This is a genomic window from Myxosarcina sp. GI1 (assembly GCF_000756305.1).
Taxonomy (GTDB): domain Bacteria; phylum Cyanobacteriota; class Cyanobacteriia; order Cyanobacteriales; family Xenococcaceae; genus Myxosarcina.
This window is the reverse complement of sequence record NZ_JRFE01000052.1, coordinates 1-14,641: the sequence shown is the minus strand read 5'-3', so window position 1 is coordinate 14,641 and position 14,641 is coordinate 1. Positions and strand designations below refer to the sequence as shown.

The following is a 14,641-nucleotide window of genomic DNA, read 5'->3' as shown; positions in this document are numbered from 1 at the left end:
TTTTCCGTATCATCACTTAATTTGCACTAATGTTCTTACATTCTTAAATTGATGTGTTTTACTGGATGAGTTGTCGTAGCTTATAGTTAGTTTTGCGATGACTCGTAATAGTTGGATAGTTTTGTGTTTGGCTTATGTAGTTGGTCTGTCTGCTACAAACTTGCCAATATTTTCTAGTTCTGAAGCGTACTGGCATTTAATTTTATTTATTGCGGTACTAACTGGAGTAGCTGGATCTATAGCGGCAAAAAATCCTTATTTCAGTCAAATAAATTCTTACAAACTATGGTTGAGTACGGGAATAGTTGCCATACTAGCTATAGTTTATTTTCAGCTAAGAACACCTCAGCCAAAAAGCAATGATATTAGCTACCAAACTAAAAATGCTAGTAGTCAGCTAATAACCGTAACGGGAAAAGTCTTAGATGAGCCGAGATTGACGACAAGTCATAAAGTCAAATTTTGGTTTGAAGCTGAAGCAACAGAAATTGTAAATCTCAATCGGCAGCAGAAAGTATCGGGAAAACTATATGTGACTCTGCCTTTATTAAAGGGAACGGGGATTTATCCAGGTCAAAATCTCAGTATTCAAGGCAATTTATATTTACCAAAAGCTGCCAACAATCCTGGTGGTTTCGATTTTAGAAATTATTTAGCCCGACAAGGCGCGTTTGCTGGCTTACAAGGGTTTGAAGCTTTTGGCGATCGCTTACAAGCCGAACCTGTTTTGGGTTGGTGGAAACTGCGACGCAGAATCGTAGGCAGTCAATTAAGGGGTTTGGGAAGTCCTTGGGGACAGTTAATTAGTTCGATGGTGTTGGGTAGAAAAGCAGTAGATCTGCCAGCAGTTATTCGCGATCGCTTTGTTGAAGGCGGATTAGCTCATATTTTAGCTGCTTCTGGTTTTCACGTTTCGCTGCTATTAGGAATAGTTTTAAAAGCAACCAATCGTCTTGCTTCTAAGTCTCAGCTAATTATTGGATTGGTTACTCTATTTAGCTATGTTTGTCTAACGGGACTACAGCCATCGATATTTCGAGCGGGTTTGATGGGTAGTGCGGTTCTCGCTGCTACGGCGATGGAAACTAAAGTCAAACCTTTAGGTTCTTTATTGTTAGCGGCAACAATTATCTTGCTAGTCAATCCTTTATGGATTGGCGATGTAGGTTTTCAACTTAGTTTTTTAGCCACGTTTGGCTTAATTGTTACTCTACCAGCATTGCAGACTAGGTTAGATTGGCTACCACCTGCGATCGCGACTTTAGTTACCGTACCCGTTGCGGCTTCAATTTGGGTGTTACCCTTACTGAGTTATGTGTTTAATACGGTAGCGACATATAGTTTAGTGGTAAATGTCGTAGCTACACCATTAGTTACACTAATTAGTCTGGGAGGAATGGTAAGCGCGACCGCTGCTTTAATCGTACCGTTTCTCGGTAGTGCGATCGCCTGGCTACTTTTATATCCAACTTTATTGCTAAATGAAATCTTAAAGTTTTTTACCAATTTACCTGGAAGTACTTGGGCGATTGGCAAAATCTCTTTAGTAGCTTTAATCGCAATTTATGCTTTGTTTTGCTTGGTGTGGTTGCATAAGTGGTGGCAAAGTCGTTGGTGGCTAGTTTTACTGGTTGTAACAACGATAATAATCGTACCAATTAGCTACGAACGCCTGAATTTAGTACGAGTTACTGTACTATCAGCCAAACAGGAACAGATTGTAGTTATTAAAGATAAAGATAAGGTAATTCTTATTAATAGCGGTAGCGAGAATACTGCCAAGTATACTGTCTTAAATTTTTTAACCCAGCAAGGAATTAACCAGATTGATTATGGAATAGCTTTAGATCGAAAATCTAATTTTAATGAAGGGTGGAGGGAAATAAGCGCTCGCCTACCAATTAAACATTTTGTTAATAGTTTGGCAACAGATTTTACAGTCCCAAGCAAAACCACTCTACTACAGCCAATCGAAGAAGCGATCGCTACTAACTCAGTAAAAATCGCGATCGACGAACCACTGTCAGTATTGAAGCTAATAATTAAAGGAAAAACCTGGCTAATTTTAGGTGATAACGAACCTCAACAACAAAATATCGAACGATATGTTCGTCAGAATAATTTAGATCGCCATCTTCCAGTTTTACTTTTGTCGGGAACTAATTTACAGTCACAATGGTTAGAGATTTTACAACCGCAAATAGCGATTGTATCTGGCGATCGAGTTTCTGAAAACCTTATGCGACAATTAGAAGCAAAAAAAGTTCGGCTTTATCTTACTAACCGTAATGGTGCGATCGCTTGGACACCCAAGCTTGGTTTTGAAACTGTTTCAGAAATAGCAACACGTAATAATTTTATAGAAATTAATTAAAGTTAGTAGGCAAGATCGACTAAAGATCGGTAAAATGACTTGGTAGCTCGTATAAGCTTGAGGAGAGATGGCAGAGCGGTTGAATGCGGCAGTCTCGAAAACTGTTTCGGGGTAATACCCGACGAGGGTTCGAATCCCTCTCTCTCCGTACAATTTAAGAATTTTGCTTAAATGAAACTTGCTGTTCTAACCAATCGGTTACTAAAACTGGTAGGTTTTTTTTCACCCAAATTAAAGCAATAGATCTAAAAACGGGTTTTAACATTGTAGCGATCGCTTTAGTAATGCGATTTAGCTGTCGATTTTGCAACTTTTTATTGGCTAAGTTAATCGAACCTACATCATAAAGACAGTCAACAATAAGTCTGAGAGTAATTTCTTCTCTTTCTACAAGCTGCTGTAGTAACAGTAAAACATCGCGCATCCGCTCTTGTTTTTTACGTTCCTCAGCAGAAATTTTTTTAACTTGAAGAGATTTATCTGGATAAGTAAGCATTCAGGTTGGTTTAAAAGGCTGATTACTTCACAATCTTATGTCTCATTCAATCTATGAGCTATAGACTATGTGACAGAACGCTAAAATTTACAAGTTATTTAATAAATCTGGTAAATTCACCGAGAAATTTGGCGGTATTTTTAGGCTTCTCTAATAAGATCTGCAAGTTGCGCCAGCTTCTAAACAGTAATTTTCCATCTACATAAACTTGCTGCGTTGGATAGTAATGTAACACTTCTAATAAAGATAATTGGCGATCGTTGCTAGCTGCTGCAATTAAAGCTCCCCTAAAAGCCGTAACGTTGGCGCGATCGCTTCTAGTACCAATAGCATTGCCGATTTGAGCGAGCAAATATTCTCCTGGTGCAGTATTCAGTAAATCGCTAATAAGCCTGGGACTGGCAGGAAACTGCTGAGTTAATATCCACCTAATGGTTTGAGGATTTTGTTTGCCATATTTAAACAAAAACTTAAGCGCAGGTGATAATTCACCAGTTTCAGCAAAGGTTGCTAATTCCTCAAACGAAACTGATTGAGTAGCTATACCATACCCAAAAGTAATTTTCTCTGCTGCTATAACTTGATGGTTGGAAATAGCGACAAAGATGCAAGTAATAAACAAGACCAAATTAACTTTGAGCGATTGGGAAATCATTATTTAAATCAATATGAGTTTTATTGCCGCAGTAATTCTCTAAATTGTCGTTCGTAAATAAACCGAAAACCCAAGCATCTGTGGCTTTTGTAACTGTATTCTCGATTTAATATGATTTTTTAACTGCAATTATGCAGTTTTGTTTCAAGTTTGACTCGTCACTCTATTTTTATGGTATAAATGTACTAACAATAAAACTAAAGAGGAAGTCATGACAACAGAACACTATATTCTCAATCTAAATCCTCAAGCCGAAAGTAGTTGGGATCGCTGCGTACTCAGAAATCCTCTAACGGGAGAACGTTCCAATTTAGAAGCGGCGATCGCCAAAGCCGTAGGAGATAGAGCAGGTTCTTATTTAATTAATGTCAATATTGATGTCAGAGTATTGCAAAGTGGAGAGCCAAGCCTAACAGTTAAAAATACTGTCGAATTACCAAAACTTGGCAACATCAAACAAAAAAACAATCGCTTGCTTGCTTCTTAAAGTAAAAGGTAGTTAGGGCGATCGCCAATTTAATTGCCTTATTCATCAATGAACAATGAACAGCGAACGTCAATCCTTGTTCATTGCTAAATGTTAAATGATAACTGCTCATTGACGAGCGACCCACAGAGGCGCAGAGCCGCAGCCCCTAACGGGTCAAGAGCCGCCTAGCGGCGGTCTGCGCGTATGCGCAGGGTGCTACTGCACCGAGTTTTTTTTTTGTTTTTTATAAAAACGACTCGCTCCAGTTTTGGAGCCTGGGCGTTAGCCCCGCCCTCAGAGCCGCGTAGTCTGGAGCATTCGCGAAGCGCGAATCGACTTTCGCTGTGGCGAAAGGCGGCGGCTTCCAAGCCGCGACGTTGCTCCGCAACGGCGATGCCCTCCAAGGCATGGCGTTTGCGCGAGCGCGACAAACTGACGAAGAAGCTTCGTCAGTCGCGTCCTTGCGTACGCGCTGTTCGACGTAAGAGGGCAGCATTCCCTAGCAAGGGAACGCGCGAGTTTGCTTATTGATAAGCATCTATTTAGTTACAAAATTGTCATAGCTTAACTGATTAATTTGATTCCAGCGAACTACCGAATCACGAAACTGTTTCCATTGTTGGTATATTTGTTTGAAAGTAGCATCTTGACTGGAATTTTCTTCGTAAAGCTCAAAAGCTTCTTTTTGAGCGGCTTGTAAAATTTCTGGAGAGTAAGAAATCAATTTAGTTCCGCTATCGATCATACTTTGCAGTGCCTCTTGGTTGAGAGCATCATATTTAGACAGCATACTTAGGTTTGCCTGCATGGTCGCCGTTTTTAAAATTTCTTGATATTCGACGGGCAGTTTATCCCATTGCGACTTATTTATCTGCACTTCAAAAGTAGAGCCTGGTTCCCACCAGCCAGGATAATAGTAGTAAGATGCAGCCTCATTTAAACCCAGCTTTTTATCGTCGTAGGGTCCAACCCATTCAGCAGCGTCGATCGCTCCTCTGTCTAAAGCTAGATAAACTTCACCACCAGGTAAAACCTGTACGTTAACTCCCAGACGAGACATTACTTTGCCACCCAAGCCAGGAATACGCATTTTTAAGCCATTGAGATCATTTAAAGACTTAATTTCGTTTTTGAACCAGCCTCCCATTTGTGCGCCGCTATTGCCAGCAGGAAAGCTAATTACGTTAAAGTCGGCATATAGTTCGTGCATCGCTTCTAAGCCACCGCCATAATAAAGCCAGGCATTTTGCTGTTGGGCATTAAGCCCGAAAGGTACCGTCGTCCCAAAAGCCAAAGCAGGATTTTTACCTAGATAATAATAGCTAGCGGTATGTCCGCATTCGACTGTACCATTCTGGACTGCATCCAAAACTTCCAAACCAGGAACTATCTCACCTGCGGCATAGGGTTCGATAGTAAAACGACCGTCGGTCATTGCCGCAACGCGATCGCATACAGTTTGCGCTCCACCAAAAATAGTATCGAGGGATTTGGGCCAACTAGTAACCATGCGCCAGCGAAGCCTGGGCAAAGCTTCAGCCTGCACGTTAGGACTATTGTTATTTTGACTGCAAGCAATTAGACTGGTGCTGGTAGTTGCTGCGATCGCTAGATGATTGAGTATTTTTCTGCGTTTCATAGTAATTTGTCTTATCTGTAACAACGCTCCCAATACGAGTGACGATTGTACCAAAGTAGATAGACAAATTACGAAGTTCGACACACTCTGAAACCTCACTTATCGCAGTACGTTATTTGGTTAGGACAAGAAAATTATTGATTTTAGAGTAGTGAGTAGTGAGTAGCGAATAGCGAGTTGAAAGCAGTGAGTTAAAATAATTCACTTACTACAGTCTTGCGTGATTGGATATGCGGAGGCAACCTCCGCATCCCTGACGCGCTATTACTTATTACTTTTCTTTCAACAAATCTTTAATTGCTTTATGTTCTGCTGACTCCTGAGTAGAAGGGCTTTGGCGAGCGTCGGTAATTAGCCAATCTAAAGCTGCTGCTTGTAAATCTATTGCCGCTCCAGTTTTATCAACGCAATATCGTCCAAAAACTAACTTGTCTTCTAAGCGAACTCCCTCTCCCAAACGAGAATATTCAAAAATTACGCTGTTATCTACCGTCGCGCTACTGCAAATCCAACAGTTAGGACCGATCATAGTCGGACCGATAATTTTGGCTCCATCTTCTATTTTGGTCATGCTACCGATATAGACTGGTCCTGTAATATCTACCTTGTCCAAGTTGACCGCAGTGTTAAGACCCAAGTAAATTCCTGGAACCACTTCCGTTCCTGGAATACTGACATTTTTAATTTCTTTTTTTAGTACGCCGCGAATAGCGTGCCAGTAGTCGGGAACTTTACCGATATCTACCCATTCAAAATCCATAGAAACGGCGTAAAAAGGAGCATCGCTTTGTACCAACTTAGGAAATAGTTCGCCGCCAATATCGTATTTTTGATTGGGAGGAATAAAATCAAAGATCTCTGGTTCAAAAATATAAATACCAGTATTAATATCGGTACTTAAAGCTTCTTCTACGGAAGGTTTTTCCTGAAACGATTTAATACGTCCTTTGTCGTCGGTAACTACTACACCGTAGCTAGGAACATCCTGTTTGGCTACTTGTTTGGTGACTACAGTAGCAATTGCACCATTTTTCCGGTGCTGTTTGACTGCGGCAGTTAGGTCGAGATCGATTAAGGCATCTCCACACAGAACAATAAAGGTATCGTCAAAAAAAGTATTAAAGTCCTGGATTTTTCTCAAACCCCCTGCGGAACCTAAAGCTTCTCCTACTAACTTGCCGTCTTCAATTCTGCCTTCAAAGGAATAACCAATGTTGACACCAAAACGCTGTCCGTCACGAAAATACCCTTCAATTTCGTGAGCGAGATGGCTGACATTTACCATGATTTGGTCAAAGCCATGTTTTCTTAAAAGTTCTAATAAAAACTCCATTACTGGCTTTTGAAAAATGGGAATTAAGGGTTTGGGAATTGTATAGGTAATGGGACGAACGCGAGTACCCTTACCCGCCGCCAAAATCATGGCTTTCATGCAAGCTTCTCCTCAACCAGACACTTAAATAATACTTTAGAACTCTTTCAGTTTATCAATAATAATCGCGAGAACGACAATTAAAACAGATTAATTTAGCGGTCTAATGCTCAAATCCTGGTAAAATTCTTCTTGATATAGCTCTACTTTTGACTGAGCCGAAAGTAATAACAACGCCCAAAAGATTCCTGCTCGATCGGAATGAGATTCTAGCTCGGTACTGCGATCGCTCTGCCACAACTGTAACAGTTGTTCCCATTCTAGGCATTGACGTTCTGGTGCTAGTTGGAGAACGTTAAAACACAAAAAGCGTTCTAACTGAAGTGCTAGTTCGGTTAAATTTTCGTTATGAGCCAGTTGCGCGATCGCTTTGACGGCAGCACTACGAGAACTTTTAGTGCGTTTGGGACGGCTATCGGTAGCTAAGGCTTCAATTTCAGCAGCAATATGCTCTAGCTGTTCGATTAATTCTGGTAAGGTTACGCGACGACTGCCAAAAGACCGAATAGAAGTTCTGCGACGCAAATGTTCTTCTAGATTAGGCGGTAGCGAACGAGAATTTTCTAGCGGTACGAATTCTGCTTCGCTATCTAAGAGTTCGGCTTCTAATTCCTCCGTTTCAGTTTGCATGAGCTCTAGCGTATCTGCTTTTAACAATACCAACATTGAAGCCCATAAAAATGCTTGTCCCGATTGAGGTAAATCTGGCTGCGATTGCAAGGGATGTTCGACTACTTCACTCAGTCCTAGTTCTGCCAGAAAGCGATCGATAATTCCGATTACCGAAACGTTCCAAGGATCGATTTCACCGCTTTCTGCTAGAGCGATTAAGTTAGCGATCGCTTCTTGTGCTGGAGTTACATTCATAAAATCATGTAAAGATATATATTATTAAATTTGAATAGATTTAAATCGGATCTAAGGTGAACTCATCAATTGCCAATTTACGCCAAAATTATACTCTTGCAGGACTAGAACTGACAGATGTAAGTTCCGATCCTATCCAACAATTTAACGTTTGGCTTCAGCAAGCTATAAAGGCTGAAATTCTCGAACCCAATGCTATGACTCTGGCAACTGCTTCGCCTGACGGGAAGCCTACAGCGCGGATCGTGTTGTTAAAGGGAGTCAGCGATCGCGGTTTTGTTTTTTACACTAATTATCAGAGTCTAAAGGGCAAACAGCTGAATGCCAACCCTTTTGCTGCTTTGGTATTTCTCTGGGACAAGTTGGAACGACAGGTAAGAATCGAAGGTAAAGTGGACAAACTTACTGCTGGCGAATCTGATGAGTATTTTCACAGTCGCCCCAGAGCCTCTCAGTTGGGTGCCCTGGCTTCAGATCAAAGTCAAATTATCGCTAATCGTCAGATATTAGAACAAGATTTAAAAACTTTAGAAGCTAAATATGCCGACACAGAGACAATACCTCGTCCCGCACATTGGGGGGGCTATCAAGTAATTCCCGAACGGATTGAATTTTGGCAAGGTCGTCCCAATCGCCTTCACGATCGTTTGCTGTATTCGCTTTTAGATGATGGCACCTGGCAGATAGAGCGTTTGTCGCCATGACAGAGAGATAAGGCGCAGATTGGAGCAACGTCGGCATGCAGAGAGGGTGCGCGGCTTTAAGCCGATCTACTTCTGGGTCGCACCACTTGCCCTTACAAAATTAGTATTATATTTGCTGGACGTGGATAATTTTATCGAACTGGATTCAATCGATTTGGTTTTGGCTTTGGGAATTATGGGCATAGCGATCGCCCTGTCTCTCTGGCAAAGATTGGGATTGGAACGACAGTTAGCCTTTAGTGCGGTGCGATCGCTCCTACAGCTAATTATAGTCGGCTATATTTTAGATTTAGTCTTTACGCTGAACAACCCTCTGGCAGTGTTAGGTATCTTGGGGATTATGATTGCGATCGCCTCAATAGTAGCCCGCAATCGGATCGATAAAAAAATTAAAGGTTTGTTACCGTTGGTTTTATTATCTTTGTTGGCTAGTAGTGCTTTTACTTTGGGCTACACGATTCTATTAATCGTTCAACCCGTTACCTGGTACGAACCTCAATACGTAATTCCGTTGGCAGGAATGTTATTTGGCAATGCCATGAATGCCGCTTCGCTAGCAGGCGATCGCCTGGTAAACACTATTAGACAAAATCGTTTGGTAATTGAAACTCATCTATCTCTGGGTGCTACTCCCCAGCAGGCGATCGCTAATTATCAGCGCGAGGCGATCGCTACTAGTCTAATTCCTACTTTAAACAACATGATGGTGGTAGGGTTGGTTAGTTTACCGGGAATGTTTACAGGACAGGTTTTAAGTGGAGCCAATCCCCGCGATGCTGCTTCTTATCAAATTTTAATTTTGTTTGCGATCGTACTGACTAACTTATTGGTTGCTGTTTTAGTTACTCAGGGAATCTATCGCTATTTTTTCAATCAAGATTTACAGCTAATCGATTAAAATTACCAATCTCATCCAGTTTTTCACTATCACTTGTAGTATAGTTTGCTTGAGTAGCTGTCAATTTTTTTTGATAGCGATCGCTTAGCGAAATTGCCTGGTAACAGCTTAATTTTGGCATATTACAAAAATTACTTTTAACTGACATAATTGACAGACACGTGTGGCACACACTAATATACGGTCTTTGAAGACACAATACGCTCTGTATGGCAGACAATTTAACGAACGATATTATCATCAACAAAAAATTTTTCACTCGTAGCAACTTCGTGGTAAAACAAAGTGACTTTTTCCGAGCGACAGTTACAGAATTTTGCTGCGGTTATTAATTCGATAAAAAAGCTTGGTAAAGCTTGCAATTTTTTAGTATCAAGAGAGTTATTTAGAAAAAATGCCGACCAACAACGAACAAATCAACTTTCAGCCCCTTGATGCCGAGACTCCAGAAGGTTATCTAGCTGATGTCGGACTTCCTTACGACGACAACCGAGGTTATGGGTGGATCACGGAAAGAAGTGTAGGCGTACTAAATCCCAAACCTTTGGACGTTAGTAATGGTGCTCGCGATCGCGAGAGAATTGAAGATCAAAGAATTGACACCTTTATGCACATGCAGTTTCCCAACCGTACGCCTGGAGCTTGGGAGTATGCACTCGAAAACGGTATTTATGAAGTTGCCGTCGGTGTCGGCGATCCTGCATTCGCCAATAGCATTTACCAAATCAACGTTGAGGGAGAAGAAATCATCGCTGGTTTTGAGCCTAGTCCTAGTAACAGATTCACTGGAGGAACGGGTACAGTAGCAGTAACCGATGGCAAACTGACTGTTGATGCGATCGGTGGTGAAAACACTAAAATTAACTTAATTAGATTTACTCCCCTGACAGAATTAGTAGCACAAATTAATTTTCAGTCAGAAGATGCAGAAGCTCCAGAAGGCTATCTAGTTGATGCGGGACTGAGCTATGACGATAACAGAGGCTATGGCTGGATTAGAGAAGACAGTTTGTCAGCAGAAGAACAGATTCCCTGGACGATAAGCAATCTTGGTAGAGAACGGCAATCAGAGTCAGACCAGAGGCTCGATACCTTTATGCACATGCAGTATCCAGGTCGGGTTGCGGGTGCCTGGGAATACGCTCTACCCAACGGTTCTTATAGCGTTACGGTTGGTGTGGGCGACCCCGCGGCTACTGAGAGCGTGCATCAGATTAACATTGAAGGAGAAGAATTAATCGGAGGTTTTACTCCCGATGAAACAGAAAATTTTGAAATAGCAACGGCTACGGTAGAGGTAGAAGATGGCAAACTAACGGTCGATGCTCTTGGTGGCGAAAACACCAAAATTGACTTTATCCAAATTGCTGCTTTCGATAGCGAGGATGCCAGCGTCGATGCCAAAATTAATTTTCAGCCAGAGGATGCAGAAACACCAGAAGACTACACTGCTGACGTGGGACTGAGCTATGACGATAACAGAGGCTATGGCTGGATTAGAGAAGACAGTTTGTCAGCAGAAGATCGCATACCTTGGGATCGCAGCGATTTGGGAAGAGAACGGCAGGTAGAGACAGACCAGAAACTCGATACCCTAATGCACATGCAGTATCCAGGTCGAGTAGCAGGAGCTTGGGAATACGCTCTCGATAATGGCACTTACGAAGTTACGGTTAGTGTAGGAGATGCTGCCGCAACTAATAGCACTCACCAGATTAATGTTGAAGGAGTCGCACTAATTGACAGCTTTGTGCCTGAAGTGGAAGAAGCTTTTCAGGTAGGAACGGCTACGGTTGACGTAAGTGACGGCAAACTAACAGTTGATGCTCTTGGTGGCGAAAACACCAAGATTAACTATATCGAAATAGCAAGTGCAGATATGTAGTGTAGTATTGTTTACTCTTTGTCAATAGTTTTGTTAAGTATTGCCCCAGCTTTTGGCAGAGCGAGCGGCGATTTTAGCCTTTAGTCTGCGAGCAGCAACTCTACAAATATAGCGATCGCTTTTGGTCGTACAGTCACAGTCTAAAATCCATGCTGTTAGACCGAGGCGATCGCTACAGTATTTACAAAACTTCTATTCCTCCTTAGGCGTTTAAAAAGATTCTGTAATTGAATTTTTAATAGTATTAAAGCAAAATAATGCCAAGCAACAACGAACAAATCAACTTTCAGCCCCTCGATGCCGAAATTCCCGAAGGCTATCGTATTGATGTCGGACTTCCCTACGACGACAACCGAGGCTATGGCTGGATAACTGAAGACAGCGCGGGTACTGCTACCTCCGTACCTCTAGACGTGAGCAACGGTGCTCGCGAGCGCGACCGCGYTGCCGATCAGAGAGTCGATACCTTTATGCAYATGCAGTTTCCCAACCGCACTTTTGGTGCCTGGGAATACGCGATCGACAACGGCACCTACGAAGTTACCGTTGGTGTGGGCGACCCCGCCATCAGCGACAGCATTCACCAAATAAATGTCGAAGGAGTCGAAACCATCGCTGGTTTTGAGCCGAGTTCTGGTGAGAGGTTTGCCTCGGGAACGGCAACAGTAGAAGTTACTGACGGCAAGCTGACAGTCGATGCTCTTGGCGGTACCAATACCAAAATCGATCTGATTCGGTTCGCGCCAGTTATCGAAACCGAGTCAATTGCTAAAATTAATTTTCAGTCAGAAGATGCAGAGACACCAGAAGGCTATAGAGTCGATTTGGGAAGGAGCTATGATGCCAATAGAGGCTATGGCTGGATTAGAGAAGACAGCGTGGGAGAAGCGGCTATCCCCTGGGATCGCAGCGACCAGGGAAGGGATAGAGAACTGGTAGAAGACCAGCGAGTCGATACCCTGATGCACATGCAGTATCCAGGACGAGTAGCAGGAGCGTGGGAATACGACCTGCCTGAGGGTACTTATAGCGTGACGGTAGGGGTAGGAGATGCCGCGCCCAGCGAGAGCGTGCATCAGATAAACATCGAGGGAGAGGAGTTGATTGGCGATTTTACTCCAGAGGGAACGCAGAATTTTGAAGTGGCAACGGCGACTGTCGAAGTGACCGATGGTAAGCTGACGGTCGATGCTATCGGTGGCACCAATACTAAAATCGACTATTTGGAAATAGAAAGTCTGCCTCCAGGAGATTTACCAGAGATTACGACCGAAGAGCTTGCTAGAGATTCCGCAGGCGAAGTATTGCTCGATGCCCCCATCAATGTCAATATCGATATAGCAGTTGCAGGAGAGGGAGTAGATCCAGCTACTTTGTCTACCGATAGCGTTCTGCTGTATCGTACTGAAGATAATTCTGTCGTACCAGGTACTCTTAATACCAGTGGAGGTAATGACGTAATTGTCTATCAACCTTCTACTAACTTAGAGCCTAACACCAACTATACTTTTCGGGTTACCAGTCAAGTTAGAGACACAGCGGGAAATCCTTTTGAACCCTATAGCACCACCTTCAATACGGGAGAAAATACCAAAGTTTCTGCTACTCCTGGGGTAGAGTTTACTAAAAAAGTGGTTTACGAAGGGGCACCGTTAGCGAGTTTATTTGTCGCTCCTCAAGGTAAACTGTACGCTTCTGGCTTAGATGGACAATTACGACGTTGGGACATAGATAGTAGTGGCAATCTGGTTGACGAACAGGTTTTTGAAGACCCCGAAGGTGAACTTGAAGGTCGGGCAATTATTGGCATTACACTCGACCCCGATAACGATAACGAATTATGGATAACTCATAACGCTCCTCTACCCAATCCCGAAACCGCACCAGGAGCCGCACCAGATTTCTCTGGTAAAGTTTCTAAGATTACTCTTGATGATAGTACCGATAGTTTTTCAGGCACGATCGAAGATTATATTGTGGGTTTACCACGTTCGCTTCGCGATCACATGACCAACAGCTTGGCATTCGGTCCCGATGAAGATTCTGAAGATGGAGTAAAACGCTACATATACTTAAACCAGGGTTCTAATTCGGCTATGGGTGCTCCTGACGATGCTTGGATTAGAGCCGAACATCTGTTAAATGGCTCGGTGCTAAAACTAGATCCCGATTTAACGCCACCTGAAGGAGGATTTAACGTACAGACTGAAGATTATTACGATCCAGATGGTAACTTGCTCTCTACTGGAGACTACGATCCTGACGACCCTGATGCACCTCTAACGATTTTTGCCGAAGGAATTCGCAACGTTTACGATTTGGTTTGGCATAGCAACGGGAATCTTTATCTTCCTGCTAATGGTAGTGCTGCAGGAGGTAATACTCCAGACAATCCCGATACTCCAGAAGATGAAGCTCTAATTAATGTAGGAGCACAAAATGATTATTTATTTAAGGCAGATGCCGAGGGAGGAGGCTATTATGGTCATCCCAATCCCTTATTAAACAACTACATTCTCAATGGAGGCAATCCCACTTCTGGAGTAGATCCAGCAGAAATAGTTGCAGAAGGTGATTTTGCTGGATATGAGGTAGGTACTCAACCAGAGTCTGATTACCAGGGCTTTGTCTATGACTTTGGTATTAATCGTTCGCCTAACGGTGCTATTGAATACCAAAGCACGACTTCTGAGTTTGGTGATGCCCTTAAAAATCAGTTATTGGTTACCGAATATAGCGGTGGTAAAGATCTTTTAGCTCTTAACTTGGATGAGGATGGTAATGTCGCTCCAGGTAGTGTTACTCAAATAGCATCTGGATTCAAAAGCCCGATCGACGTGATTGAAGACACCCTGGTCAATCCTGGTAATTTGTACGTAGCAGAATTACCCGCAGAGCAAGGTGGTGGAGTTTATGATTTACTCGGACAAATTACCCTGTTAGAGCCAACAGTGCCTACAGTTTAGTTACCTTGAGAAAAACGGCTCAGTAATGTAATTAAGTAATAAATAAAACTGCTACTAGACTACAATTACTTTAATCCTATTCTCTCGATTTAAAATTTCTCAGCACAAACTACCGTACTGCTGAAATTTTCCTAAAAATCTCCCAAGGCGATCGACACTATAAAATAATGCCAAGCAACAACGAACAAATCAACTTTCAGCCCCTCGATGCCGAAATTCCCGAAGGCTATCGTATTGATGTCGGACTTCCCTACGA

General features: G+C 42.5%; 11 protein-coding genes and 1 tRNA gene. 7 read left to right on the top strand and 5 right to left on the bottom strand.

Translation table 11 applies throughout. From position 1 onward, the window contains the following. The first annotated feature begins 97 nt into the window (after nt 1-97). A complete protein-coding gene (locus KV40_RS27425; protein WP_036487898.1) occupies nt 98-2,374 on the top strand; it encodes a ComEC/Rec2 family competence protein in 2,277 nt (758 codons plus the stop codon). Nucleotides 2,375-2,435: 61 nt separating this feature from the next. Further along, nucleotides 2,436-2,522 (top strand) — tRNA-Ser (locus KV40_RS27420). A 6-nt stretch (nt 2,523-2,528) separates the two neighbouring features. Here KV40_RS27420 and KV40_RS27415 read toward each other — a convergent pair. Both KV40_RS27415 and KV40_RS27410 read right to left on the bottom strand, forming a co-directional pair. Then, nucleotides 2,529-2,870 carry a hypothetical protein gene (locus KV40_RS27415; protein ID WP_036487896.1) on the bottom strand — a complete coding sequence of 114 codons (342 nt, stop codon included), beginning with the start codon at nt 2,868-2,870 and terminating at the stop codon, nt 2,529-2,531. A gap of 94 nt (nt 2,871-2,964) precedes the next feature. Further along, nucleotides 2,965-3,525, bottom strand: coding sequence for an alpha/beta hydrolase (locus KV40_RS27410; protein ID WP_052056011.1), 561 nt, complete (start codon nt 3,523-3,525; stop codon nt 2,965-2,967). Nucleotides 3,526-3,736: 211 nt separating this feature from the next. Here KV40_RS27410 and KV40_RS27405 point away from each other — a divergent pair, with 211 nt between their 5' ends. Further along, entirely contained in the window at nt 3,737-4,012 is a 276-nt protein-coding gene (locus KV40_RS27405; protein ID WP_036479089.1) for a hypothetical protein, read from the top strand. A gap of 520 nt (nt 4,013-4,532) precedes the next feature. Here the strand turns inward: KV40_RS27405 and KV40_RS27395 are convergent. From KV40_RS27395 to KV40_RS27385, 3 genes are all read right to left on the bottom strand, one after another. Next, complete coding sequence (locus tag KV40_RS27395) at nt 4,533-5,633, bottom strand: TRAP transporter substrate-binding protein (RefSeq protein ID WP_036487891.1); 1,101 nt, start codon at nt 5,631-5,633, stop codon at nt 4,533-4,535. Between the two features lie 271 nt (nt 5,634-5,904). After that, the gene (locus KV40_RS27390; RefSeq protein WP_036487889.1) at nt 5,905-7,065 is read right to left on the bottom strand and encodes a sugar phosphate nucleotidyltransferase; all 1,161 of its coding nucleotides are present in this window, start codon (nt 7,063-7,065) and stop codon (nt 5,905-5,907) included. Nucleotides 7,066-7,155: 90 nt separating this feature from the next. Further along, a complete protein-coding gene (locus KV40_RS27385) occupies nt 7,156-7,932 on the bottom strand; it encodes a segregation/condensation protein A (protein ID WP_036487887.1) in 777 nt (258 codons plus the stop codon). 56 nt (nt 7,933-7,988) lie between these two features. Here KV40_RS27385 and pdxH point away from each other — a divergent pair, with 56 nt between their 5' ends. The 4 genes from pdxH to KV40_RS27365 all read left to right on the top strand — a co-directional run bounded on the left by pdxH (nt 7,989) and on the right by KV40_RS27365 (nt 14,385). Then, on the top strand, nt 7,989-8,636 hold the full coding sequence (gene pdxH / locus KV40_RS27380; protein WP_036487885.1) for a pyridoxamine 5'-phosphate oxidase: 648 nt from the start codon (nt 7,989-7,991) through the stop codon (nt 8,634-8,636). A gap of 121 nt (nt 8,637-8,757) precedes the next feature. Continuing rightward, a complete protein-coding gene (fetB, locus tag KV40_RS27375) occupies nt 8,758-9,534 on the top strand; it encodes an iron export ABC transporter permease subunit FetB (protein ID WP_036488047.1) in 777 nt (258 codons plus the stop codon). A gap of 394 nt (nt 9,535-9,928) precedes the next feature. Next, nucleotides 9,929-11,419 (top strand): hypothetical protein, encoded by a 1,491-nt coding sequence (locus KV40_RS27370; protein ID WP_052056010.1) that lies wholly within the window; start codon nt 9,929-9,931, stop codon nt 11,417-11,419. Nucleotides 11,420-11,676: 257 nt separating this feature from the next. Then, nucleotides 11,677-14,385 (top strand): Ig-like domain-containing protein, encoded by a 2,709-nt coding sequence (locus tag KV40_RS27365; RefSeq protein WP_052056009.1) that lies wholly within the window; start codon nt 11,677-11,679, stop codon nt 14,383-14,385. The last annotated feature ends 256 nt before the right edge of the window (nt 14,386-14,641 follow it).